The sequence below is a fragment of the Edaphobacter sp. FHG110511_03 genome (genome assembly GCF_059115365.1).
This window is the reverse complement of sequence record NZ_JBZYWL010000001.1, coordinates 1234659-1258939: the sequence shown is the minus strand read 5'-3', so window position 1 is coordinate 1258939 and position 24281 is coordinate 1234659. Positions and strand designations below refer to the sequence as shown.

Sequence of the window (24281 nt, the reverse complement as noted above, 5' to 3'; positions counted from 1 at the left end):
GTCCGTGCTGTCAAGATATTTTCATTTGCGGGCTAACGGCCGCCAGAATTACTCCTCAAAAGTCATCTTTTCGGAAACTGACATTGTTTCTCAAAACCCGTTTTGCGAGAGTTACTACCGGAGCTTATCCAACAGATCGCGTTTTGTTTCGATGCGATCTGCCCAAGGAACCGAAATCGTCCGGGAGCCGTTCAGGGAAACTCTAGTTAATCTCAGCGACAACGTGGGCGGGATCGCTAGGTTTCCAGCGTACGGTGCATTGGCTCTTCTTTTTGAGTAAGTAAGCCTGTAGCTGAGCATCGGCGAGAAGCTTCGGAAGCCCAGAGACCGTAATCCACTGCTCCTGAATGATCCCTCTCGATGGGTATTTTGCCAGGATTTGAACCTCGTAGAACATTGCTCCGCCTCCTTGTGAATTACTTTGCATGACCAGGTGAGTTCGCGTACTTTCAATCGTGGCGATCGCACTCCTCCACTCCTGCTCACGCTGACTCTGAAAACGGTGCTTGTTATAAAGAAGGCCCACAACAATGGCAAGGGCGAGCGCTACATAAGCGGTAATTTTGGCCAGGGCTTGCCAGTCACTCCGTTTGTTCGGCCGAATCAAGCTCATGGCTTTTCTATCTGACAAGGCGTAATGACGCATTCCGGTCCCCCGTCCGAATCGATCCGATTTTACATGGCAGAAGATGTTCTCCCGCAAAGTCGGGTTTTGAGAAAGTTCGCCGCCAATTACTCGAAACGCGTTTTGGGGAAGATCATGAACAACAGGCTGGTCAGCTGACCAAAACACCGCGCTCGCGAAGGATCTCCTGTAAATTCCAATCAATCTGGTTGTAATTACCGATACCCGACTGCCCGAGTGACATGTCGGTTTCCAAGTGCGGTATGTCTAGCTTCTTTCCTGCCTCGTTCACCAGGTCGTAATCGTACCGGCTGCCAGTTCCCCTGAACCTGACGAATAAGTGTCTGTCGAGCGTATCGTTGGGCAACACCGGTTCAGAAGCCACGATCTCCCAGTAACCCCGCGAGAAACCGAGATTATTTACTACGGAAGGCCCGAGAATGAGATTCCCCGGAGTCAACTTCACTGGAGCGGGACGATCGAAACCTATCGCGTCATATATGTAAACAAGATTTAGCTCAACGTCCACGCCAAAGAAACGCGCTCGCTTATCAAACGACCCCAGACAAAAACCCCAGGGGCCGAGGAAAGGCGGAATAGATCCCCCACCTTTGCCCTCTGCCGTTTCGCCGTGAGCCGGGCTGCTGTACATTCGTTCGCTTCGGCCATGGTCTTGAGGACTCGCACTGACGAAGGATACCAATCCACCGCTCGCTCATACGGGAGAAGTCGGGTTATCGGCAAGTTCGCGGCCTACGTCCCCGGTTACACACCCATCACACGCCACCTCTGGACGTGGTTCAGCCATATCGCCAGATGTCAACTCGGTTCATGGCGTCGGTCTGATCGTCGTCCAGCGCGTCCGCAACTTTTGCAGTGTCACCAGCGCCAGACTTGTAAGCTGGCCGGAGCCGTGTTCTCACTCGCTATCTAATGACCAAAGCCTATGCATCATGGCGAACAGGAAGGCGGCGCTCAGCCCGAATAAGAGCCACCCGTTCAGCGCCTCCATTGCGCCCATAAGGTGCCAGCGGTCTTCCAGCTGCAGGTTCGCGTGGCCATAGCTTGTAATCGCGTTCAGCGAGTAAAGCATTGCCACCTGATAATCGGGCAAGGCTTTGAGAAATCGATACACAAGCGCCCAGAGAGCGGCCTCCATTCCGTGCAGCGCCGCCGCCGACAAGGCCGTGCCAGAGGTGATCGTGAGCATCATGGTCCTGCGGTGGCGGCGAAGAACGGGATGCCTGAGAGCCCGAAGCATCGTTTGCCTTACCATCCATAGGCCCGACGTGTGGATGAGGACAGTCAGCACGATCAATAGCAATCCCCATGCCCATTCCGCCACCCACGTAGGGTGCTCCGTCATAAAAAGGCTGGAAACGCATCGGACGATCATGATTAACGCCCTCCGTAAATCGAGTTCTCGACAACAGCCCTATGGCCCCCAACTCTGGCTGCGTCTCTTGGATTGTCGTTCGGGTGAGCAGCTTCGTTCGTCGAACGTCAGGTTCGTCATTGACGTCCTAAATTCACCCTTCCATATGCGCTGCTAGTCTACCTCCCTTAAAGTCCGGCTTTGGGCAAGTTCGGATACTGAGGTCGAAGCCGCTTATCCCACTTTATGCGTCAACCTACGACGCTCTCAACCAATCACTCACAGTAAGTGCATCGCCAATTGAGATTTAAGACTGACTCGCTTCACGCCGCCACGAACCAACCTTCTCCGCTCCACCACTCCGCCCTCACCCGCAATCAGAACCATCTCCGCCATCCCCAAAAACAGTCCATGCTCCACCACGCCAACAATCGAATCCAGCTTCGCCGCCAGCGCGACCGGGTCCTCGATCAACATACCCGAACAATCCAGAATCAGGTTCCCCTTCATCGTGGGATCTGTGACACAAAACGTGCGATAAACCTACCGTTTGAAGCAGGATGTGGGATACCCTGCGCCTCGGTTGCCCCGATTGCGAAGTTGCCGAAAACCCGTTTCGCGGGCGAGTCGAGAATTGCTTCCGGTTTTGCCCGTCACTCGGGGACGCGAAGCGGCCCGAGTGTTCCAACCCACAGAGAGCGGACTCGGCTTCGTGGACTTAACTACTTTTCACGGTTCAGTCTCGAGCGCCGACTGTCGCAAGGAGAGTGTCAGATTTATTTAAGAGAGCATCGAGTTGACGGTCTCTGTGATTAGATCGAATGCGTTGTATCGCGCGAATTCCTTCTGCAGTTTTAGAGCGTTCTCCTTGTACTTCTTGTCGGAAAGGATGGCACGAACGGCGGTGCGAATCTGTTCGACGGTTGGATGGCCGGTTGCGAGATTGATTCCAGCTTGAGACAAGCCGACCCGGCTTGCAGTGAAGATCTTGTCTTCGGTGTCGCCGGCTACCACCATCGGTATTCCGTTGCTGAGGGAAAGATTGACCGTTCCAAAGCCGCCGTTGGTTACAAAAACATCCACTTTGGGCAGGATCTGCTCGAAGGGTATGTAGTTTTCGATCTTCACGTTCTGGGGCTTGACGCCTCCAGGCAACTGGATTGCCTCGAGGTCGGGACGTCCCGCGGCGACAATCACCGTCACCTGGTCATCCGCCAGGGCAGCGATAGCTGGTTCGACCAACTGACTCAAATCCCAGTTGGCAATCGTACCCTGCGTCACAAGCACCACAGGTTTTGACGCATCCAGAGAATCCCACCACGCTGGCAGAGACGATTTGCTATGCCCATTGGGCATGAGATTCCCAATGAACCGGACACTCTCTTTCAGATCGCTTCGTGGATATTCAAATGCTTCCGCCGTCAGCTGCAGGAAACGATCGGGAAGATGGACCGCACTGTCGACAAAAAATTCAGGAAGCTCCGGCGCTCCGCAGGAGTGCAGTGCCTCATGGATGCGTGTAGTGCAAGGCTGCATCATCGCCCGAATCTGTTGCCTCTCCACCTGATTGCGTAGCCGGCCCTCCGGACTCGCGTCGGGGCCAGAAAGTGGGCCCACGTCGCGACTGCTCACCATGAGCGGCAACACTCCGAATGTCAGGACGGGAGGACGGGCATCTCTTGGCCCAAGCAGCAAGGGGAAAGTGCCAAAGAAAAAGACGTCTGTCACGATGAGATCCACCTGATCTTCGGAGAGGATCTGCTGGATAGCCCGAGCTTGATCGGGAATAGGATTGATGCCGGTATAGATACTTATCGCGTTCATCGCGTCGGGACCTGGCTTTGCCGCTGCTACCTTAGGAAACTCCACATCTATACGTCTGTAGTCGAAGTCAGCCTTCCCCGTGAAAGGAACAAATCGAAAACCCAGGGTGACAGCCTGATCGTGGAAGAGCTTTCCTGAAAGGAAGATGATGGAATGCCCGAGAGACGATAGATGTCGGGCTACGGACAGCATGGGGTTGACGTGACCTGGAGCGGGAGTGGAAGCCACAAGAATATTTGCCATTTACTCTCCTCGATGGGCATGAGTAGGTGAACATCCACCTCGCATAACACACACTATGAGGAACAAGCCAATACGGCTTTTATTCCTTGCGATCAGTCACTGCGCTGGTTTGTCGGTAAACAGGACATGATCTCGTGCAAGCAGGAGTCGGTGAGCACCAAATCGCCAATGCGCCCATTGACCGCACCAGCTAACTAACCTTGGGCCTGTAAAGTCCGGTTATCGGCAAGTTCGATTGAGGTTTTCGATAACCCCGTTTTGCAGGAATTTCGCTCCTCACTTCACACTAGGCTCTTAATTCGTTAGGCAGCTATGCGATGGTCTTCAAGAGAAGATATCGGCGGAGGGTAATTTCGGCACGAATGATCGCAACCGCCGCTGGATATCGCAGACGCGCAAAGGCCACCCAGGCATCACGGTAGGTTTCCCACTTTGCTTGCACGTCAGCAAGATGGTCAGCCGTCACGGCCCCCTCATCGATCTCTTCGTTTGTCCGCGTTCCCAATTTCTGTAGCGTTGTTTCGTATTGGTGGCGCAGCAAAGCATCGGCCGTTGTGACTTGATTCGCAGAAAGCGCGGGCCACTCCTTGCGCTCGAAGTGAACGACCTCCGCGTGAAAGAGATCGTTGAGGATGCTCTCTGAGCCGAGAGTCCGTAGCCCGCGGATGGTGCCGCCTTGATCTACTTCGAAGGCGTGCGCCGTGACGTATGCTTTCTGCGAAGCAAGGAGCTTTTCGAAGGCCGCGTTTTGCTCCGGAGTCATGGAGAACTTGAGCGAGCTGTAGTAACGACTCTTGCGGTCGTCATCGATTTCGGATGCGTAACCACCGCAGAAGTTCATCGTGAAGGTGGTCGCGGCGTAGTCGCAGAATTCGAAAGGTCCATGCACCGGACGGGAACCATTGAGTTTTGCGATGTCCGGCAGAGCAAGCTTTGCCATACCCTCTTCTGACTCGCAGGCGAAGCGCATGGCCAGCGGGATGTTCCGCTTGACTCCAGCGCCGTTGAAATAAACGTCGGCGAGGATGAGCGAGCCGCCAACGACCCATGCAGTAGGCTCATCCTCGTTTTGTCTGAGCGCAGCCTTCTGCGCAAGTCGCTCCTGCCACGCACAGGCGCGGGCCTCGGCATAATTTACCGGGCGACCGATGCCGCGGTAGGAGCGATAAGAGGCGCATGCCGGGGACATCTTTGGAACAGGAACATTGTTTGCCTCCGCGGGCAGCGGAACCGATGCGTAAGCGGAGCAGTCTGCGGGAAGGTCAGCCGGCGTGCCCTGCCCGGCAGCGGTCTTGGCAAACGCGCAAGTTGCCGCAAGGATGGCCGCCGCGAGACCAAGGAATTGCGTGCCGGAATGGCGAGTGCGGGACATCTGTGCGAAGTATAGGGCAAGGGTGAGAAGCCGCTTATCCCACTTTATGCGTCAACCTACAAGACGCTCCCAACCAATCACTCACAGCAAGTGCATCGCCCTGTGACAGCCAATTGAGATTCAAGACTGACTCGCTTCTGTGGGTTGCCTCATAATGTGATACCAGGCTCAGCTAGAATCAGCGGCTTGTGGTGAACCCTACCCCATAAGCTGAAATCAGCCGACCCAAAAGCTGAAATCATCCTCTTGCGTAGCCCATAAGGCGAAACTGCTTTGAATCCTGCTCGCCGAAGGCCACTTGTCCGAGATGCCGACTATCCGCTCAAGTGGATTGCCGCAGCTAAATGCGCCCATTCGCATTCCTAGACCATGGAGCGTTTCTCCGATTGACGAAGATCTCGGCCTCATGCAGGCACGGGACCAGTCACTTCTGACATCCAAATCGTATCCATTCTTCACAGATAGTTCACAAACGAATTTCCGCCCTGTTCGTCCCATTAGAGCCCCGTTTGGTTCGGAATCTTTAGATACTTTGGGAGAAGATGACTTTCCACAACGCTGCACAGTGTGCGGATAGTAAACTCCGCGATCGACGAAGGCAGATCACCATCATGAAACTGACTCGGCTCACAGAGAATTGCGCACGACAAATCGACTCCCTCGCGTCTGGAGCGTCGTACATGCTCCCAATTGCTGTTTTAGCTATTGCTACCCTGATGGGGAGCAGTGTAAACGCAGCGGCACAGTCGTCGGTTGTTGCCGATCGACCGTACCTCGGCTGGAGCAGCTTTAGCGAGCAGACAGTTTCAAGCAGTTTTCTCACGCAGGACAATGTGGAAGCGCAATCGGATGCACTTCTGTCTGCAGGCTTGCAGCAGCACGGCTTTACCTACATCAATATCGATGCCGGCTGGCAAAACGGCTTCGATGCAAACGGTCGGCCAACGCCAGACGCATCGCTCTTCCGCAACATGACCGCTCTCATCTCCCATATCCACTCAAACGGGCAGAAAGCCGGGATCTATTGGAAGCCGGGGGTGGATCGGCAGGTTGTTCTCGCCAATCCACAGATTCTTGAAACGAATTATCACATCAGAGATATTCTGACCATGCCAAACACTGCCGGTAATGCCTTTGCGGCCTCAGATCGGATCAGCTCCCTCTCAAACTTCAAGATTGACTATTCCAAACCGGGAGCGCAGGAGTACATCGATTCCATTGTTGCTCTGTTCGCTTCGTGGGGGGTCGACTACATTCGACTCGACGGCGTCGCCCCAGGCTCGGGCACAATGTCGCTGGATAACCAACTTGACGTTATGGCATGGAGTAAGGCCATCAAGCAGAGTCAGCGACCAATTTGGTTGACAATTTCTTCAGCTATCGACCAGGACTACTTCAACACCTGGCAGCAGTATTCGAATGCTCGGCAGATCAGTGCCAATCTGGAGTGCGAGGGGCGCTGTTCAACGTTGACCAGTTGGCCTCTTACTTCTCAACGGTGGAGTGACCTCATCGGATGGCAAAACTACGCCGGTCCCCAGGGTGGATGGAATGATCTGGGACCCCTCGAGATTGGAAATACCACCAGTGATGGTTTGAACGAAGTTGAGCAGCAATCGGCGATCACGCTTTGGGCCATGGCGAATGCACCTCTTTATATCGGCGGGGACCTCACGAAGCTCGATTCCACTGGGCTCGATCTGCTGACCAACGATGAGGTGATTGCCGTCGACCAATCTGGTTTTCCTGCGAGCCAACTTGCGGGAGGGATGACGCCGATTTGGGCTAGTAATCTGGGAGACGGAAGCTTTTATGTCGCGTTGTTTAACCTCAACGCGTTTCCATCGCCAGTTTCGATCAAGTGGAGTGCGTTGGGTTTCATTGACGCGCCACAGGTTCACGATGTTTGGAACCACCGGAATCTAGGACGTTATGATGAGCAATTTTCCGCAGTGGTTCTGGGACATGGCGTTCGTCTTCTCCGTGTCTTCTCACGCGGCGTTGCAAAGCCTGAACTTTCTCAATCATATGTAGCGTATCTCGGCCTCAACAGCGGGAAGGCTGCCTTCATCAGATGTAAAGCATGCTCTACAGGCCACGAAGTCGTTAACCTGGGGCTTGGGAAAAACAACGCTGTCACGCTTGACAATATCTATGTCGAGCACGCGGGTACATTCCGCATGGAAATCAATGCCGCAACGAGCAGATCGAGCGATTTGTTTTATCAAGGGAATAACGGTGTGCCCACCTCGGTAAAAGTAGGAGGTGGGAGCTTCGACCTGCCGTCCAGCACCAGCGTGCTGGTCAAACTCGCTGCGGGTTATAACTCGATTCAGTTCGGCAACCCAGCCGGCTTTGCTCCAAATCTCGATCAAATCGGAATGAGTGGAGACGGCCATACAACTCCCCCGACGTTTGCGGTCTACGATGCTGAGATTGGGAATTTGGACGGAAAAGCACTCAATAGTGCCTGCGAATACTGCTCCGGAAATACGAAAATCAGCGGTATCGGAATGGGAAGCGACAGTACGGTCACCTTTCCCGACATCACGGTTGCAGGACCCGGGATGTACAACATGGAGATCGATTACCTCACGAAAGTTCCTCGGCTCCTATACATGACGGTGAACGGAGGAGATCCCATTCCGCTCGACCTGACGGGAGACAGTGAGGATTCTCCAACCAGCTTAGTCATTCCTGTAGGCCTGAAGAAGGGGAAGAACACCGTCCAATTTGGAAACCCTGACGAACAGGCGCCCGCACTCGACAAGATTGCCATTGCGCCACCTTCGGAGTCCACGGATCTAACGCTGACGTTGGGACTACAAAAACGAAGCGGCCCTTCAAGCCTCCGGACCTGGACGTTGAACCTTGCGAATCTAGCTTCGATACCAGCGGAAGGCGGCCAGCTAAATCTACTTTCGCTTGTGCAGGTGAGCGGTGCGCGGGCATGTCAACCCAAGGTGCTTGCCAGTCTACCGATGAGCGTGGGAACTATCCCGAAGCAGGATGCGAGAAGCTTGGAAGTGCCTATCGATTTTTCTTCTTGCTCCGACGATGCTGTGTTCAACCTCAGTATTGTCTATTCAGCGGACCATGGCGCCGTCGTCGGCAACGCTATCCTCACAGGGTTTTCCCAATAGTATCTCGGAACGTCTTCAGTCAGGTACGAATGCGCTCGCTTCACTTGGCCGAAAAACCGTCTATCCAGACATCTAGCTAGATCTGGAACGCGCACCGATTTCACCTTATGAAGTCAACTACAGCTTCACGCCGCCACGAACCTACCTTCTCCGCTCCACCACTCCGCCCTCACCCGCAATCACAACCATCTCCGCCATCCCCAGAAACAGTCCATGCTCCACCACGCCCACAATCGAATCCAGCTTCGCCGCCAGCGCGGCCGGGTCCTCGATCAGCATCCCCGAACAATCCAGAATCAGGTTCCCCTCATCGGTGATGTATCGCGATCCATCTTTGTTCACGCGAACCTTCGGGGTGAAACCTAACCCACGCAGCTCTGCGCTCACCAGTGGCTCTGCCATCTGGATCACCTCCACCGGCAGCGGAAACTTCCCCAGCTTCTCCACCACCTTGGACTCGTCCACCACCACGACAAACCGCTTCGAAGCACTCGCGACAATCTTCTCCCGCAGCAGCTTTCCTCCTCCGCCTTTGATCAGCGCCAGTCCGGGCGCAACTTCATCGGCCCCATCCACTGTCAGGTCGAGGCTCGAAGTTTCCTCAAAGGTCGTAAACGGAATCCCGTAGCTTCGTCCCAGCTTCTCGCTGTCGTCCGAGCTCGCGATGGCGCGGATCTTCAATCCCTTTTCCCGCACCTTCTCTCCCAGCAGCTTGATCCACAACGCCGCGGTCGAGCCCGATCCCAGCCCCACTGTCATTCCCGGCTCCACCAGCTCCAGTGCCCGCTGCGCCGCTTCCTGCTTCAATCGTGTCTGTTCGTCATTCGCCGCCATTGGTCTTCACCTCTCCTCCACATTCTTCCATGCCGGGCTTCCGTTTGTTCCAGGACGGCAAATCCCCGCCAGACTGCCGGAAACCGGGGCCCCGTCGGCACCTGCGGCAGAACTTTCGGCGCAGCTCCATCGCGCCTAAGGCGCCCATCCACGCTGGGGTCCCGATTCATGCGGTCTTATCGTATGCGCCGGGCATTCGCGCGAAGACGCAAACCGCCTCCCACACCAACCCACTCCCTCCCAAAGTGTCATCCCGACCGGACCATGAGCAAGCGAAGCGCGTCGAAGGGGCAGTGGAGGGATCTGCTTCTTTGTATGTCCAACGCAATCATCCACGCAGCGCATGACAGAAGCATGTCAACCCAAGAAACCAGCAACAGGTTGAAAACAAAGGCAGATAATTCTGCCGAACAGATACCCTGCACTCGCTATACTTTTATTAGGTTTTGGGAAGAGAAGAACCACCAAACCCCCTATAAACAATACTTTAGAGATAAGCCGTTTCCTTTGAATACTTTGCGCTGCAGGTCCAAGGGTAAGTGATTTGTATTCAAGACTTTGAGCAAAAAACGCACCAAGGGGGTATCCCCTCGCCGCGGGTACGGGGCAAGTAACTGTTCTCCGCTATGTTAGCCTCGTCTGAGGGGTCGCATCGCTGACCGGCCGCCTTAATCACAGCTATGGATGTAACCCCGAAAAGGCTTTTGCCGCCGGTATTTTCTGCGGTCTTCCTGCTTCTCTCCTTCCAGCAGCAGCCCTGTCTCGCGCAGACCACGTCTCCAAACGCCTCTATCGGCTCTGCGGCGCTGCCCGATGCACCCGAGCCGCAGAACGTTCCAAAGCCGAGCCAAATGCAGCCGAACTCCCGCGAAGGTGAGCCCGAGGACATCACCCTCGCCGGAACCCCGAAGCGCCTGCTCAACGACCAGAAAGCCATCTGGACCAGCCCGCTTCGCCTCAAGCCGAGCGACGGAATCTGGCTCGTCCCCTTCGGAGTCGCCACCGGAATGCTGATCGGAAGCGACCATCACACGATGACGCAATCGATCAACCTCAATCAGGACACTCGGGACAAGGCCAACACCCTCTCGCAGGGAGCCCTCGTCGGAATAGGCGCGATTCCAGCCTCGGCGTACCTCTGGAGCCTCGTCAACCACGCTCCTCAAGCCCACGAAACCGGACTCCTCGCCGGGGAGGCGGCCGTCAACGGACTCGCCGTCAACGAAGCCCTGAAGCTGGTCTTCCGCCGCGACCGTCCCCTGATCGACAACGCGAACGGAAAGTTCTTCCATTCGAGCTGGAACGACGGCTCCTTCCCCTCGAACCACTCCATCCTCGCCTGGTCGATGGCTTCGGTGGTCGCCTCGGAATATCCCGGCTGGCTCACGCAGACCGCGGTCTATGGACTGGCCTCGACCGTCAGCGTCAGCCGCGTCCTCTCCGAGCAGCACTTTCCCTCCGACGTCCTCGTCGGAAGCGTCGCCGGCTGGCTCATCGGACGCTACGTCTATCGCGCCCACCATAACTACACCCTCAACCCCTACAGCTCACCCCCTCCTCTCCCACGCAACTACATCGCGCAAAACCCCTCCACAGGACAAGCCTCCTCATCCCTTCCTCCTCCTCCGCCTCCACCGCAGTTCGGCCTGCCACCGGATCCGATCCAGCACCGTCCTCCTCCGGTCTTCGACGCCGATCCCGACACCATCGGTTCCACCAACGTTCCGATGGATAGCTGGATCTACCCCGCGCTCGAAAGGCTGGCTGCCCTCGGCCTGATCCCGACGCAGAACGCATCCATTCGCCCCTGGACTCGACAGGAATGTCTTCGCCAGCTTCACCAGGCGCAGGAAATCGCAGACCGACTAAGCACCTCAAGCCCGGGACTGGTCAAGGAAGCCAGGCGCCTGATGACCGATCTCGATCGCGAGCTCTCAAAGGAATCCACTTCCTACCAGGAACTGGCGCTCGAATCCGTCTATGCCCGCTACGGAACCATCGCCGGACCGGCCCTGAACGACAGCTTTCACTTCGGCCAGACCTGGTGGAACGACTTCGGCCGGCCCCAGGGCCGAGGCTCCAACTTCATTGCAGGCTTCTCTACGCGGGCTCACTACGGTCGCCTCTTCTTCTACGCTCGCGAGGAGTTTCAGCACGGCCCGGGCAATCCTCAGCAATCCGTTGAACAGAACCAGCTGATCAATCAGCTTGACCGTATCCAGCCCGATTCCAGCCCTTACTTCCCCATCATTCAACAGCGGGCGGCATACCAGCAGCAGCGCCCACTGGAGCTTTACGCCGGCTTTGCGTTCGCGGGCAATGCCCTCACCTTCGGCAAACAGCAGCTCTATTGGGGACCGACGACGATGGGACCGCTCTCGTTCTCCAGCAATGCCGAACCCACCTACAGTGGACGCTTTGTCTCGACACGTCCGCATCCATTTCCATTTGTCCCATCGCTCGGCACCTATCGTTTCGACATCGTACTTGGCAAGCTCTCAGGGCACACCGCCCCCGCACGTCCCTGGTACAACGGCCAGAAGATCTCCTTCAACTTTGGAGACTACCTGGAGATCGGCTTCACCCGATGGTCGGTCTTCTGGGGTGTAGGACATCCCATCACGCTTCACAGCTTCAAAGACAATATCTTCAGCTTCAATTCGACGGGAAGTTATGTCGGCAACGGAGCGGCTCCCTATGGCGACCGTCTGGATCCCGGCGACCGCAAGAGCAACTTCGACTTCCGCTACAAGCTACCCTTTCTACGAAAGGTCGTTACGTTGTATGCCGATGCTTACTCCGACGACGATCCTAATCCGATCTCCGCACCACGGCGCGCAGTCTGGAATCCAGGCATCTACTTCGCCCGCCTTCCCTGGTTGCCGCATATGGATCTTCGCGTAGAGGCAGTCAGCTCACAGGGGCTTGCAACAGACTTCGGAGGACAGCACTTCTTCCAGAACAATCAGTATCTAGACAGCAACACGAACAAAGGCTTTTTGTTAGGCAATGCGATTGGCCGAGATGGTCGCGCAATCGAAGGTCGCACTGGCTACTGGTTCTCCGGGCGTACTCGTGTAGAAGGAGGGTACCGTCAAAACAAAGTCAGCACGTTGTTTCTTCCTGGCGGTGGCACCATCACCGACGGCTTCGTGAATGGCTCTTATGCCCTCAACCGGCACTGGACGGCTCAGATCTTCACTCAATACGAGCGGTTTCTTATCCCATCCTACATGAGCGGATCACAGCACAATACGAGCGGCTGGTTTCAGCTGACCTGGACTCCTGAGTTGAGTTTGCATCGCTAATGCCATCTTTCTCAAACGACGATATGCAATGATAAACACGAATTGTGGGATCAATCGCGTCTGGTAATCGGTGGCTTTCGACAAGCCCTTCAGCTTCGTCCGTCGATTCGGAATTGAGGATGGGCGCCTTCTCGACAGAGATCTTCACCAGTAGTGCCTCTAAAGCACTGCTGGCCTAATCAGCTTCAGCGTTATGTCGTGTATAGGATCGCGCCCCTATACAAACCCAACGGGAGAGTATCCTCAGTTCCTCTTATTGCCCCAGTACTGTATTCGCGGCGGCGATGGCAATACCAAACTGCCCGACAATCTGGGCGATGTCGACGATAAGACGCATAGTCTTTCCTTTGTCGAGGTTTAGCGGAATTACAATGGTATCGCCGGGATAGACATGGATAGAGTTGAATCCGCTTCCACGAAGGGACGAGCTGTATTGCTTACTGATCACTGCCCCTCCAGCCCGAATCACGTAAGCGCGCTTACTATCAGCATCACGATTCGCACCGCCAGCCAAGCGTATGAAGTCTCCTACTCGCCGGTGAGGATCATACATAAAGGAATTCTGATTGTAGACCGCACCATCGACGTTGACCGTAGACGGAACACGAGGAACGATAAATCGGTCTCCATCCTCCAGCGGAAGATCGGGCAATTGCTCAATGCTATGTGTGTCTGCCGGTAGCTCTAGAACAATTCGACCGCTGGCTCTAGCTCGGCGCAGGCTGTTAACAATATTCTGATTTTGCACTTGGGCTGCGGCTACTGCTGCAGAATCCTGCGGATTGATGGAGCGACTTGCGTTGGCGCTTGCGACGGTGCTCGCTTGCAACGCAATTTGATCAACGTATTCATTTAGGCGAGCCTGTTGCACTCGCCGGGTTGATTCTCTCGTGAACTCCGACCCATACAGATAAGCCTCGGGCGTTAGCCCGCCTGCTCGCTGCACGAGCTGCCGCAACGTCTCGCCGGGCTTTACGCTATAAACTCCAGATGAGTTGAATTCGCCCTCCAAGCGGACGAATCTAGTCTGCTGAGCCTGAGGAACGCGAATGTCAGCCTTGGAGAAAATCGTGACAACGTCTCCTGGCAACAACTCCAGATTTTGAGAGGAATCACCCTCAAGTACCACCTTACCGAGATTAAACGGCAACAGCGAGGTGGTGAGATTTTCTTTGCTCTGCCTTTCAACAACAGCGTACGACCAGTCGATATCTGGTTCGCTAAGTTTGACGTCATTCTTTGGCTGAAATTGACCTGAAGAGACATTACGAGAACTCGTCCCAATACTGGCGCTCGCCGCACTCGCCCGATCCGAACCCGCAGTATCAACTGGCTGCGTCTGGCTAAGCCCTAAGGGATTGTTCTGTTGTTGAGAATTGTTTTGGGAACTGTAGGCAGCAAATCGCTCTACATACTTCGGGATATCGGAAATGCGAGCACAATCTAACTCATCGTCGCTCATCGTTGCAATGTTTCGATCGTCGATCATTGGGTTACGCAAAAGGTTGGAGGACGTCGAGTCTTGATCACTCAGTCGTCTATCGCCGTTTACAACCGGATACCCCATCAAAGCCCTGTATTCCGGAGTCGACGAATAACGCCAGAACGGATCGTCACCTTCCTCTCCAACCGGAATGCCATAACGAAGGGTCGGGACTCCGTATGGGGTCCGGGGAAGGCAGGTTGGAATATAGGTCATCATCGACTGGCCAAGCTGGCTACGCTTGAGCCAATAATCCCGCGTAATCAATGAATCTTTATCTGGCAACAGATCTTTGATTCGCATTCCGGGCTTCCACATGTAACGCCCGGGATTTGCCACATTGCCTCGAAGTGTAATCGCGTTCTTGAACTCACCTGCGACGGCCACAAGTTCGAGCAAATCACCATCCTGTACTGGTGTCGCTTTCCCTTGCGCGTCTAATGGAACGTCAGCGCTGCTACGCATACGTCGCTCATCGATCCGTTCCAGCCGAATCTTGTCGCGCGATGCAATACTGGTCAATCCTGCGGCGAGGTCCAAAACATCACCCACTGTCGTACCATCGGCAGATTTCAATTCGTAGATGGAAGGGACCTTCACGTTTCCTGCGACGGCCACTTGGGGTCCTACCGGCGGAATATAAATGACGTCTCCCGGAAGAAGCGCGACGTCGTTTGATTTGTCGCCCCGAACAAGCAGGTCGTAAAGGTCGAAGTCTACGACGAGCTTGCCGCCGCGCTTCAGTTGAATATGTCGAAGACTGCCCTGAGGAGAGGGCCCACCCGTAGCAAAGATCGCATTCACCAAAGTGCTGAGTGAGCTAATCGTGTAGGTGCCGGGTCGCCGGGCTTGCCCAACCAGAAAGACCTGAATGGAGCGTAGCTGCCCCATGTTCACATTCAGGTCAAAGTTACGGAACAACTTGTTCATCTGCGACTTCAGGTAAGGCTGTACCTGCTCAAATTTCAAACCTGCAACTTGAACAGTCCCAACCTGAGGGATGAAGATCCCCCCTGAGCGATCTACGATGAAACGCCCGTTGAGAGTGACCTGCCCCCAAGACTGAATCAGAAGTTCATCACCCGGCCCTAGAAGATAGTCCGGGGTTACAGGAGCAGTATTGACCGGAGAAAATGTTGAGGGCGGATTGCGAAACAGGGCCGCCCCGAAAATGGGAAGCATCTTACCAGTGGAGTTTGCTACAAACTGCTGGAATTCCGTAGGAGGATCGAGCGGCAATCTTGAGAATGGGTTGACCTGCTGTAGCTGATTCTGGTTCTGGTTCTGGGTCTGGGTCTGGGTCTGATCGTTCTGCATTTGTGAATTGGGCTGCAGAACAACTCCGCCCTGAGACGATGTCGGAGCCGATGTCTGTGGCAATCGATAGTCACCACTGTAGCCTCCGCAATTGACATCTCCGGGAGAACACGAGCTCTGTTGTTGGTCCGGTGAACTTCCAAGACTTTGAACTGGCAATTGTCCCGAAGCTGCAACTCCGCAAAACAGAAAAGCCACGGCACAGATGAACCCGCGAAACCCCACAAAACCAGATTGTTCCCTACCAAATTCTCGCAAACCGATTAACCTCTCTGAACATTCTTCGCTGAAAGGCCCCTGGCGAGGCGCCATCCGCAGTTCAAAAACCGCTGTCTTGAGCATACTCGAACGATCTTTTCACTCTGGAAAGGGAATGCCGCAAACTCCTGCAATCCAAGTGTTCCTAATGTTTTTGGGGGCTACTGCGCCTCGACGGTTTTCGCCACCCGAAGCATGGTAGCTTCGCCAAAATGTCGACCGAGAATCTGCACACCTATCGGCAATCCATCTCTAGTTTCGCCCAATGGAACGCTCACGCCGCAGATACCTGCCAGACTCGCGGCAACGGAATAAATATCCTCCAGGTACATCTTCAGGGGGTCGTCCGTCTTCTCTCCCAAACGAAATGCCGGTGTCGGTGTTACAGGAGTCACCAAGACATCAGCTTCCGCAAACGCCGCCAGAAAATCGCGCGTCAACAGCGTTCGGACCTGTTGAGCCTTCTTGTAATAAGCATCGTAATATCCTGCACTTAGAGCGTATGTGCCTAGAAAGATGCGGCGCTTGACCTCAGGCCCGAACCCAGCATCCCTCGTCTTGCGGTACATCTCCGAGAGAGTTTTCGCCTCTGCGTCCCGCAGGCCGAAGCGCACGCCGTCGAACCGCGAAAGATTCGACGAGGCCTCTGCCGTCGCGATCACGTAATACGTCGGAACGGCATACTTCGTATGCGGCAGGCTGACCTTCTTTACTACGCATCCCGCTGCCTTCAGGCCATCGAGGGCTTTCTCGACGGCTGCGCGGATCTCAGGATCCAATCCCTCGCCGAAATACTCCTCGGGAACCCCGATCCGCAGGCCCTTGATGGGCTGGTCCAGTCCCTCCAGGTAGCCGCCCGCCGGCTTGTCTGACGAGGTCGCATCCATGGCGTCCTGCCCCGATAAGACCTCGAGCATGGTTGCCGCGTCCTTCACGTTTTTCGTGAACGGTCCCACCCGATCCAGTGAGGAAGCAAAGGCAATCAAGCCGTACCGGCTGACTCGTCCATAAGTCGGCAGAACCCCAACCACGCCGCAGAAGGCCGCCGGTTGTCGTATAGAGCCGCCGGTGTCGGTACCAAGCGTGGCAACAGCAAAGCCAGCCGCAACTGCTGCTGCCGAGCCGCCGCTCGAGCCCCCAGGGACTCTATCAAGTGCTCTGGGATTCCGCACCGGTCCATAGGCAGAGTTCTCGTTCGAGCTCCCCATCGCGAATTCATCGCAGTTCAGCTTGCCCAGCAGGACAGCGCCGGCAGCCTCCAGCCGCTCTACCGCCGTTGCGTCATAGGGTGGCCTGTAGCCTTTGAGAATCAGCGAGCTTGCCGTTGCCGGAGCACCCCGCATGACGAGCACGTCCTTGATTCCTACCGGTACTCCGGCCAGCGGCGGCAATACCTGTCCCCGTTGCGCCATCGCATCGATTTTGGCAGCCTGAGTAAGCGCGCGCTCCCGGCTCAAGGAAAGATAGCTATGAATCTCCTTGTCCCCGGCTGTGATCCGGTCATAGTGCATCTCGGCCAGTGCAGTTGCCGTAGTCCGTCCCGCCGCGACCGAGTCCCGCACCTCATCGATGGTCAAACTCTTCAAATTTTCCGCTGTCAATCCCGTCTCTCCGCAACCGCCCTGAAAGGGCTCTTACCGCTCAATGACCTTCGGGACTTTGAAGAACCGACCGTCGGTCTCCGGAGCGGATGCCATAACCTCAGCCCGATCAATACAGGGCTGGACGACATCTCTCCGAAGCGACTCACCGTGGAGATGGAGCAAGCCACCTTCCAGAACCTCGCCCACCTGCGCCATCGGGGGAACATCGCTCGTGTCCAACTCGTTCAACTGGGCGATATGACCCAGAATTGCATTCAGATCACGCTGCATGCGTGGTTCTTCTTCCGCGGTCAGCTCCAGATTGGCCAACTCCGCGACCCGTCGCACATCCTCGATCGTTACTCCCGACTGCCCGCTCATCGCTTGAATCCCTATCTGTTCACTATAAAGTGTAGCTTGGTTATCTTCATTCCCGCGACTCGCGCCAGCTCACTTTCGAGGTGTCCGCTCATGCTCCTCATCTCTTCGAGCCATGATGGATCACGGACCTCAATTTTCACAATGCCGTCGCTAAATCCCACCACGGTGCCCCGTCCGGCCAGAGGTCTGCCACACACGACCAGCCAAGCCATTGCCAAGCGGTCCTGCTGAGGAAGGGCGCTCAACCCTCTCCACAAGCCGGCCTTCACTACGTCCCGCATCCGTTCCATTTTGCTGGGTTCCTTGCCATGCGAACCACAGGGCGGAATAGACCCCAGATCGCTACATCTGCGTCCCCCGGTCTAATAAGCTCCATCCTGCTTCAATACAACCCCGAATGTCTTCAGGAGGATCTTCATGTCCCTGCGTAAGGACCATTGATTTACATAGCTGCAATCCAAGGCCACCCGTTCGTCATAGGTTAGCTCGCTGCGTCCCGAGACCTGCCACAGGCCGGTCAAGCCAGGCTTTACTCTGCAATAACACTCAAACGATTCAGCATATTTCTCGACCTCGGCAGCTACGATGGGCCGCGGCCCAACCAGACTCATATGCCCTGCGAGCACATTCCAAAGCTGCGGGAGCTCATCCAGACTGTAGCGACGCAGAAAAGCGCCAACCTTCGTAATTCGTGGATCGTGACGCAATTTGTGGGTCTTGTTCCACTCCGTACGTGCATCGGGATGCTCAGACAGATATTGTTCCAAAACCTCGGCTGAGTTTACGCACATCGTCCTGAACTTCCACATGGAGAAGAAGGCTCCATGTCTGCGAATCCTTCGATGAGAATAAAAAATTGGCCCAGGTGAACCAAACATCACAAGTATCGACACCACCCCTAAAGCCAAAAGAATAAATGGGGTAGAGATCAGGATCAGCAGAATATCGATGCAGTGCTTCACGATCCGATAACGAAAGAGTCCGGACGGCACCATATCCAGGGGATAAGTTGTCCTGAACACCGGTCTGCTGATCGCTTCTGTATACGAATAAGCATCTTCGATAGCCGCTGTCCGCGACTCAGGAGATTGATATTCAGCCTGCATTGAAATCCTGTACTTGTATAACGATACCCTCGCCTCTCTCTGCGCTGGTCCCGAATACTGGTTGTTCGTGCGTCAAATTTCTGCGGCAGTAACCTCGAAAATCTCAACTACAAAGATTTCAGATGATTTTCTGCCCTCTCTAAATCGCGGATATACTCGAGGGCCGGTCTTGCAATGGAACAAGCAGTATCGTCGAATACTCCTTCAAGCAGTGCATATCTCCTGCCATTTCAGAAACCAAACGTTTCATCATCGCAGTCCGTTCATTCTAATCATTGAACCGCCCTTTAATACAATCTATTTTAGCCCGGGCTCAGCTAAAACACTTCCGATCTGAAACTTCCGCCAATCGAACTGGTCGGCTAAACTTCTAGGATGCAGGTCCTAGACACACCACTACAAAGCGTCAAAATCCTTCAACCTCGGCGTTTTGGGGATAGCCGCGGCTGGTTTGCCGAGATTTTCAATGCCTCGGCCTTCGCCTCCATGGGCTTTCCTGCCGAGTTCGTTCAGGATAACCAGTCCTTCTCCAGAAAAGGCGCCCTCCGGGGTCTTCACTATCAACTCGGTAAACCGCAGGGAAAACTCGTTCGCGTACTCTCAGGTCACATCTGGGACGTCGCAGTCGATCTTCGCCGTGATTCCCAGGACTTCGGCAAGTGGGCTGGCTTCCACCTCAAGCCACGCAACGATGCCGGCGAGCTCGAGCTCCTTTGGATTCCTGAAGGATTCGCCCACGGCTTTCTCGTTCTCTCCGATTCGGCCGAGGTCCTCTACAAGACCACCAATCTCTACTCTCCGGTTGGAGAGCGTTCAATCTTGTGGAGCGACCCCACTCTTAACATCACCTGGCCCCTCAACCTACTCGACGGCGCCCAACCCTCGGTCAGCGACAAAGACGCCCGCGGAAGCACCTTCCTCGCTGCCGAGTTGCCCTGAACCCTCTGAATCTCAGTTCTTTCTCCGGTCATCAGCTACCAGCAGGAGGCGTTTTGATGACCGGAGCTAAAGTTATCTTTGCAGCGGGCCTGCTCTCCGGGTCGCTCGACATCGCTGTCACCGGCATCCTGCGCCGGGCTCAGGGAGTTTCTTTCCAAAAACTTCTTCAGACCATCGCCAGCGCTGCCATCGGACCATCGACCTTTACACAGGGTCGCAGGAGCGCTGCTCTCGGGCTGTTCTTCCACTTCCTGATCGCCTTCACTGCCTCTACCGTCTACCTGACCGCCAGCCGGCACATTCCACCGATTCTCGACCAGCCTTATCTTTCAGGAGCCATCTTTGGCATCCTTGTGCATTTCTTCATGTCGCTCGTTGTGGTCCCTCTATCCAGGTTGACGCGACCCTTCTCCACCAAAGCCTTTCTCGTTCAGCTCGTAATTCATATCCTGTTTGTGGGTCTTCCGATCGCCCTTACGACAAGCGGGCTATACCACTAAATCAGCGTGAAGCCTCGTCGTCAAAGAGCCACTGCTCAACTTCGCCGAGCCGCTCGACCGCGATGTACTCTCCACCACAGACGGCCTCTTCGGTCCCGTTGATCAGGAATGCCTGCCTCAGCCCTGCGCTGTTGGCGGCAGCGATATCGCTGCATCGGTCTCCGACCATTACAGAGTCCGGTAGCGATACGCCAAGCTCTCGCATTGCCCTCCGTAGCATCCCCGTGCCCGGCTTCCTGTCTTCGTGCTCGCGACGGTATTCCCCCACCCCATGGTCCGGATGATATGGGCAGTGATAGACCGCGTCGAATTCCACGCCCTGGACCCGCAGTTCACTCCGCATCCAAGCCATTAGCGCTTCGAAGTCCGCCTCGCTGTAGAACCCACGCGCGATTCCTGCCTGGTTGGTCACTACAACCAGCCGGTATCCCAACTGCATCGCGGTTCGGCACAACGGAACGATTCCCGGCATAAACTCCACATCTTCAACACGATGCAGGTAACCGATCTCGACGTTGACCACGCCGTCCCGATCCAGAAACAGAGCCTTTTCCTTCATGCCTTCATCCTGTAGGCGTGCTGGTGTCCCGGAGCCTCAATCAACTCCACCATGAACCGTTGCGCCGTAACCCAGAACTGGACCCTCGCTCCACCGTAAGCGACCGCAGGCTTCGCCGGACCCGCCATCATCGAGCCCTTCTCCTGCAGCTCCTTCGCAGCACTGTCCAGATCGGCAGTCAGATAGGCCACGTGGTTCAGAATGTTCATCCCCCGCTTAAGGGCGGTGGCAACCGGGCTCGACTCGCCCAACGGCGAGATCAGCTCATAGCACGGTCCCTCCTCGGTCCGCCCAAACTGCACATAAACCCCGATTCCCGGATCCTCAAAAACCTCGGTCCAGCGATCGATTCCGAAGGTGCCCTCAAGAAACTCCCGGCCGTCTACCATATCCCCCACCACCAGGCCGATGTGATCAAACTGCATGCCGCTCATAGCTCAGCTATCACCTCGCGTAAAGAGTCCCGCCAATCCATCATTCTCCAACCAAAATTTTCCGTGAGCCGCTCGCAGTTCAGCCGCGAGTTCGTGGGCCTCTTCGCGGGAGTCGGGTACTCACTGGTCGCGATTGCATCCACCTCAGCCAACTTAGCTCCCGGCTCGCGTTCTCGCATTTGTTCGATCGCTTCCTCCGCAAAGCCAAACCAGGTCGTCTCTCCAGAACCGACCGCATGATAGACCCCGCGGAACTCAGCGAGCGCCTCTGCCAGCTCTTTCTGCTGAGCCAGATCCTCCATCCTTCCGATAACCCGTGCTGTCATTCGTGCAAGGTCGCGGCTCCACGTCGGAGCTCCATATTGATCGGCCACCACTCTTAGCCGGTCCCGTTCCCGCGCCGCCTTCAGGATAGTTCGTAGAAAGTTCTTTCCCGTTGCCCCGTAAACCCAGCTGGTGCGAAACACCATGTACCCCGCACCACTCTCGACAAGCGCCCGCTCACCGGCGAGTTTGCTCGCACCATAGACGCTTACCGGCCCGGCCGGATCGGTCTCTCGATAAGGACGACTTCCTGTGCCATCGAAGACATAATCGGTCGAGAAGTGAATCACCCCGGCGCCGATCTCGCGCGCCCCTTCTCCCATGGCACGGACAGCCTCCGCATTGATCGCGTACGCCAGATCAGGCTCGCTTTCGGCCTTGTCTACTGCCGTGTATGCAGCAGGATTTACGATCCACCGAGGGCGCAAGGCTCGAATCTGCTCTCGTATGGAGGCCGTATTCGCCAGGTCCATCTCGTCCCGCTTAGGGGCAATGACTTCACCGAAAGTCGCCAGTGTCCGGACAAGCTCGCCACCTACCTGACCCGTCACTCCTGTTAGCAGAATCCGTCCAGTCATCCCCAGAGCACCGGCTCTGAGAGAAGTCGGACAAGATACTGTCCGTAGCTGCTCTTCCCCATCTTTTCTGCCAGACCCCGCAGCTGGTCTTCGTTGATATATCCCAGCCGATAGACGATCTCCTCCAGGCAGGCCACCTTCAGGCCCTGGCGTTTCTCGATCGTCTGAATGAACGACGCCGCCTCCAGCAGTGAGTCATGCGTTCCCGTATCCAGCCACGCCATCCCGCGCCCCAGCACCTCGGTCTTCAACTGGCCGCGCTCCAGATACCAGCGGTTCACATCCGTGATCTCGAGCTCTCCTCGTGGGGAAGGCTTCAGGCCTTCGGCAACGCTCACCACCTGTGAGTCGTAAAAATAGATTCCTGTTACCGCATAACGCGATTTCGGCTTTACAGGCTTCTCTTCAATCGAGATGGCCTTCCGGTTCGCGTCGAACTCCACTACCCCATAGCGCTCCGGATCGAGCACGGGGTACGCAAACACGGTTGCACCCTCGCGATTCGTCGCGGCCTGCCGCAACGTCTTCACCATGTCGTGCCCATAGAAGATGTTGTCGCCCAGGGCAAGAGAGCATGGCTCTCCGTTGAGAAACTTCTTGCCGATCACGAAGGCCTGGGCCAGACCGTCCGGTGAAGGCTGCACCGCATACTCCAGCCGGATTCCCCACTGCTCACCTGAGCCCAGAAGCTGCTCGAACCGCGGAGTGTCCTGCGGGGTCGAGATGATCAGGATCTCCCGAATCCCCGCCAGCAGAAGCACTGAAAGCGGATAATAGATCATGGGTTTGTCATAGACCGGTAACAGCTGTTTGGAGACAACCTGTGTCACCGGATGGAGTCTCGTGCCAGAGCCGCCTGCGAGGATGATTCCTTTCATCGCGCACTCCCCGTATCTGCGGTATCGCGCGCGCCATAGTTCTGCTTCACCCAATGCTGGTAGGCCCCACTGGTCACGTTCTCCACCCAGGTCGTGTGAGACAGGTACCACTCCACCGTCTTGCGAAACCCGGTCTCAAAGCTCTCCTGCGCGCGCCACCCCAGCTCACCCTCGAGCTTGCGAGCATCGATTGCGTAACGGCGATCGTGCCCCGGACGATCGGCAACATAGGTAATCAATTGTTTATGCGGACGAAACGGCGATTCCGGCACCAGTTCATCCAGCAGGCTGCACAGTGTTGTGACTACCTCGAGGTTGCTGCGCTGATTTCCTCCGCCCACGTTATAGGTCTCGCCTACGCGGCCGCGTTCGAGGACCGTCATCAACGCCCTGCAGTGATCGGCTACGTAGAGCCAGTCCCGGACCTGCTGGCCATCGCCATACACCGGCAGGGGTTTACCCTTGCCCGCGTTGGCGATCATCAGCGGAATCAGTTTCTCCGGAAATTGATACGGACCATAGTTGTTTGAGCAGTTTGTAATGATTGCCGGCAGGCCGTAGGTGTGGACCCAGGCGCGCACCAGATGATCGCTCGAGGCCTTCGATGCTGCATACGGCGAGTTGGGGGCATAGGGCGTCTCCTCATGGAACGCCGGATCCGTGGGCTCGAGAGTGCCATATACCTCGTCGGTCGAGACATGCAGAAAGCGGAACCGCTCACGCTGCTCTCCCTCAAGCGATGCGAAGTATTCCCGCGCGCCCTGCAGCAGCGTAAAAGTTCCGTCGATGTTGGTCCGCAGAAATGCCTCCGGTCCATGGATCGAACGATCTACATGGCTCTCCGCAGCAAAGTGCACCACGGCGCTTGGCCTGTGCTCTTCCATCAGCCGCTTTACCAGAGCGGCATCGCAGATGTCCCCCTGCACAAACGTGTACGCCGGGTTCTTCTCCACGTCGCCGAGATTCTCCGGGTTGCCCGCATAGGTTAGTTTATCGAGATTGACAACCGGCCCCTTGCCTGCGGCAAGCCACTCCAGAACGAAGTTGGAGCCGATAAAGCCTGCGCCGCCAGTAACAAGAATAGGCGCGCGATCGTGGTCTGCCGCCTCGTTCAGATTCTGCTTTCGATCCATGCCGTCTGAAGACTCCTCCCGGGACTAGCTTCGACCCGTGTCCATCTGCGCTATGGCCTTCTGCCATGCCTCAGACAGGTTACA

The 24281-nt window shown here is 55.9% G+C and carries 21 protein-coding genes; 4 read left to right on the top strand and 17 right to left on the bottom strand.

What is annotated here, in order from left to right:
* Positions 1-202: 202 nt before the first annotated feature.
* The 6 genes from AC5S26_RS05105 to AC5S26_RS05080 form a co-directional block, all read right to left on the bottom strand.
* Positions 203-613, bottom strand: a complete 411-nt coding sequence (locus AC5S26_RS05105) for a hypothetical protein (protein WP_494183767.1) — start codon at positions 611-613, stop codon at positions 203-205.
* Positions 614-776: 163 nt separating this feature from the next.
* On the bottom strand, positions 777-1277 hold the full coding sequence (locus AC5S26_RS05100) for a hypothetical protein (protein ID WP_494183766.1): 501 nt from the start codon (positions 1275-1277) through the stop codon (positions 777-779).
* Positions 1278-1544: 267 nt separating this feature from the next.
* Positions 1545-2021 carry a hypothetical protein gene (locus tag AC5S26_RS05095; RefSeq protein ID WP_494183765.1) on the bottom strand — a complete coding sequence of 159 codons (477 nt, stop codon included), beginning with the start codon at positions 2019-2021 and terminating at the stop codon, positions 1545-1547.
* A gap of 258 nt (positions 2022-2279) precedes the next feature.
* Positions 2280-2510: a ribose-5-phosphate isomerase A gene (locus AC5S26_RS05090; RefSeq protein WP_494183764.1), complete on the bottom strand. Its 231-nt coding sequence runs from the start codon at positions 2508-2510 to the stop codon at positions 2280-2282.
* A 270-nt stretch (positions 2511-2780) separates the two neighbouring features.
* Positions 2781-4067 (bottom strand): glycosyltransferase, encoded by a 1287-nt coding sequence (locus AC5S26_RS05085; protein ID WP_494183763.1) that lies wholly within the window; start codon positions 4065-4067, stop codon positions 2781-2783.
* Positions 4068-4377: 310 nt separating this feature from the next.
* A complete protein-coding gene (locus AC5S26_RS05080) occupies positions 4378-5439 on the bottom strand; it encodes a lysozyme inhibitor LprI family protein (RefSeq protein ID WP_494183762.1) in 1062 nt (353 codons plus the stop codon).
* A 680-nt stretch (positions 5440-6119) separates the two neighbouring features.
* Between AC5S26_RS05080 and AC5S26_RS05075 the strand changes: the two genes are divergently transcribed.
* Positions 6120-8582, top strand: a complete 2463-nt coding sequence (locus AC5S26_RS05075) for an alpha-galactosidase (RefSeq protein WP_494183761.1) — start codon at positions 6120-6122, stop codon at positions 8580-8582.
* Between the two features lie 141 nt (positions 8583-8723).
* Here AC5S26_RS05075 and rpiA read toward each other — a convergent pair whose 3' ends face one another.
* Positions 8724-9416 (bottom strand): ribose-5-phosphate isomerase RpiA, encoded by a 693-nt coding sequence (gene rpiA / locus AC5S26_RS05070; RefSeq protein ID WP_494183760.1) that lies wholly within the window; start codon positions 9414-9416, stop codon positions 8724-8726.
* Positions 9417-10120: 704 nt separating this feature from the next.
* On the opposite strand from rpiA, the gene AC5S26_RS05065 reads away from it, so the two are divergent.
* The gene (locus AC5S26_RS05065; protein ID WP_494183759.1) at positions 10121-12724 is read left to right on the top strand and encodes a capsule assembly Wzi family protein; all 2604 of its coding nucleotides are present in this window, start codon (positions 10121-10123) and stop codon (positions 12722-12724) included.
* Positions 12725-12977: 253 nt separating this feature from the next.
* Here the strand turns inward: AC5S26_RS05065 and AC5S26_RS05060 are convergent, their stop codons facing one another.
* The 5 genes from AC5S26_RS05060 to AC5S26_RS05040 all read right to left on the bottom strand — a co-directional run bounded on the left by AC5S26_RS05060 (position 12978) and on the right by AC5S26_RS05040 (position 18852).
* Positions 12978-15587 (bottom strand): SLBB domain-containing protein, encoded by a 2610-nt coding sequence (locus tag AC5S26_RS05060; RefSeq protein WP_494183758.1) that lies wholly within the window; start codon positions 15585-15587, stop codon positions 12978-12980.
* A 356-nt stretch (positions 15588-15943) separates the two neighbouring features.
* Entirely contained in the window at positions 15944-17383 is a 1440-nt protein-coding gene (gene gatA, locus AC5S26_RS05055) for an Asp-tRNA(Asn)/Glu-tRNA(Gln) amidotransferase subunit GatA (protein ID WP_494183757.1), read from the bottom strand.
* A gap of 33 nt (positions 17384-17416) precedes the next feature.
* Positions 17417-17746 carry an Asp-tRNA(Asn)/Glu-tRNA(Gln) amidotransferase subunit GatC gene (gene gatC / locus AC5S26_RS05050; protein ID WP_494183756.1) on the bottom strand — a complete coding sequence of 110 codons (330 nt, stop codon included), beginning with the start codon at positions 17744-17746 and terminating at the stop codon, positions 17417-17419.
* An 11-nt stretch (positions 17747-17757) separates the two neighbouring features.
* Positions 17758-18036, bottom strand: coding sequence for a DciA family protein (locus AC5S26_RS05045; RefSeq protein ID WP_494183755.1), 279 nt, complete (start codon positions 18034-18036; stop codon positions 17758-17760).
* A gap of 72 nt (positions 18037-18108) precedes the next feature.
* Positions 18109-18852 (bottom strand): sugar transferase, encoded by a 744-nt coding sequence (locus AC5S26_RS05040; RefSeq protein WP_494183754.1) that lies wholly within the window; start codon positions 18850-18852, stop codon positions 18109-18111.
* A 375-nt stretch (positions 18853-19227) separates the two neighbouring features.
* Here AC5S26_RS05040 and rfbC point away from each other — a divergent pair, with 375 nt between their 5' ends.
* Both rfbC and AC5S26_RS05030 read left to right on the top strand, forming a co-directional pair.
* Positions 19228-19791: a dTDP-4-dehydrorhamnose 3,5-epimerase gene (rfbC, locus tag AC5S26_RS05035; protein WP_494183753.1), complete on the top strand. Its 564-nt coding sequence runs from the start codon at positions 19228-19230 to the stop codon at positions 19789-19791.
* A gap of 56 nt (positions 19792-19847) precedes the next feature.
* Positions 19848-20291 carry a hypothetical protein gene (locus tag AC5S26_RS05030; RefSeq protein WP_494183752.1) on the top strand — a complete coding sequence of 148 codons (444 nt, stop codon included), beginning with the start codon at positions 19848-19850 and terminating at the stop codon, positions 20289-20291.
* Position 20292: 1 nt separating this feature from the next.
* On the opposite strand, the gene AC5S26_RS05025 is transcribed toward AC5S26_RS05030, so the two are convergent.
* Genes AC5S26_RS05025 through rfbB form a run of 5 tightly spaced genes read right to left on the bottom strand, consistent with a single transcriptional unit; the run spans position 20293 to position 24197 of the window.
* Positions 20293-20850: a D-glycero-alpha-D-manno-heptose-1,7-bisphosphate 7-phosphatase gene (locus AC5S26_RS05025; protein ID WP_494183751.1), complete on the bottom strand. Its 558-nt coding sequence runs from the start codon at positions 20848-20850 to the stop codon at positions 20293-20295.
* The gene (locus tag AC5S26_RS05020; protein WP_494183750.1) at positions 20847-21275 is read right to left on the bottom strand and encodes a VOC family protein; all 429 of its coding nucleotides are present in this window, start codon (positions 21273-21275) and stop codon (positions 20847-20849) included. The genes AC5S26_RS05025 and AC5S26_RS05020 overlap by 4 nt, the downstream gene beginning before the upstream one ends.
* Before the next feature lie 5 nt (positions 21276-21280).
* A complete protein-coding gene (rfbD, locus tag AC5S26_RS05015; RefSeq protein ID WP_494183749.1) occupies positions 21281-22186 on the bottom strand; it encodes a dTDP-4-dehydrorhamnose reductase in 906 nt (301 codons plus the stop codon).
* Positions 22183-23064 carry a glucose-1-phosphate thymidylyltransferase RfbA gene (gene rfbA, locus AC5S26_RS05010; RefSeq protein ID WP_494183748.1) on the bottom strand — a complete coding sequence of 294 codons (882 nt, stop codon included), beginning with the start codon at positions 23062-23064 and terminating at the stop codon, positions 22183-22185. The genes rfbD and rfbA overlap by 4 nt, the downstream gene beginning before the upstream one ends.
* On the bottom strand, positions 23061-24197 hold the full coding sequence (gene rfbB / locus AC5S26_RS05005) for a dTDP-glucose 4,6-dehydratase (protein ID WP_494183747.1): 1137 nt from the start codon (positions 24195-24197) through the stop codon (positions 23061-23063). Before rfbB ends, rfbA begins: the two co-directional genes overlap by 4 nt.
* Positions 24198-24281 lie beyond the last annotated feature (84 nt).

Coding starts and splice junctions, on each gene's coding strand:
- AC5S26_RS05025 (WP_494183751.1), bottom strand. CDS start 20,850: ATGAAGGAAAAGGCTCTGTTTCTGGATCGGGACGGCGTGGTCAACGTC.
- AC5S26_RS05045 (WP_494183755.1), bottom strand. CDS start 18,036: ATGGAACGGATGCGGGACGTAGTGAAGGCCGGCTTGTGGAGAGGGTTG.
- AC5S26_RS05075 (WP_494183761.1), top strand. CDS start 6,120: ATGCTCCCAATTGCTGTTTTAGCTATTGCTACCCTGATGGGGAGCAGT.
- rfbC (WP_494183753.1), top strand. CDS start 19,228: ATGCAGGTCCTAGACACACCACTACAAAGCGTCAAAATCCTTCAACCT.
- AC5S26_RS05080 (WP_494183762.1), bottom strand. CDS start 5,439: ATGTCCCGCACTCGCCATTCCGGCACGCAATTCCTTGGTCTCGCGGCG.
- rfbA (WP_494183748.1), bottom strand. CDS start 23,064: ATGAAAGGAATCATCCTCGCAGGCGGCTCTGGCACGAGACTCCATCCG.
- AC5S26_RS05020 (WP_494183750.1), bottom strand. CDS start 21,275: ATGCAGTTTGATCACATCGGCCTGGTGGTGGGGGATATGGTAGACGGC.
- AC5S26_RS05085 (WP_494183763.1), bottom strand. CDS start 4,067: ATGGCAAATATTCTTGTGGCTTCCACTCCCGCTCCAGGTCACGTCAAC.
- AC5S26_RS05090 (WP_494183764.1), bottom strand. CDS start 2,510: ATGAAGGGGAACCTGATTCTGGATTGTTCGGGTATGTTGATCGAGGAC.
- AC5S26_RS05040 (WP_494183754.1), bottom strand. CDS start 18,852: ATGCAGGCTGAATATCAATCTCCTGAGTCGCGGACAGCGGCTATCGAA.
- rfbB (WP_494183747.1), bottom strand. CDS start 24,197: ATGGATCGAAAGCAGAATCTGAACGAGGCGGCAGACCACGATCGCGCG.
- AC5S26_RS05030 (WP_494183752.1), top strand. CDS start 19,848: ATGACCGGAGCTAAAGTTATCTTTGCAGCGGGCCTGCTCTCCGGGTCG.
- AC5S26_RS05105 (WP_494183767.1), bottom strand. CDS start 613: ATGAGCTTGATTCGGCCGAACAAACGGAGTGACTGGCAAGCCCTGGCC.
- gatC (WP_494183756.1), bottom strand. CDS start 17,746: ATGAGCGGGCAGTCGGGAGTAACGATCGAGGATGTGCGACGGGTCGCG.
- AC5S26_RS05100 (WP_494183766.1), bottom strand. CDS start 1,277: ATGTACAGCAGCCCGGCTCACGGCGAAACGGCAGAGGGCAAAGGTGGG.
- AC5S26_RS05095 (WP_494183765.1), bottom strand. CDS start 2,021: ATGATCGTCCGATGCGTTTCCAGCCTTTTTATGACGGAGCACCCTACG.
- rpiA (WP_494183760.1), bottom strand. CDS start 9,416: ATGGCGGCGAATGACGAACAGACACGATTGAAGCAGGAAGCGGCGCAG.
- rfbD (WP_494183749.1), bottom strand. CDS start 22,186: ATGACTGGACGGATTCTGCTAACAGGAGTGACGGGTCAGGTAGGTGGC.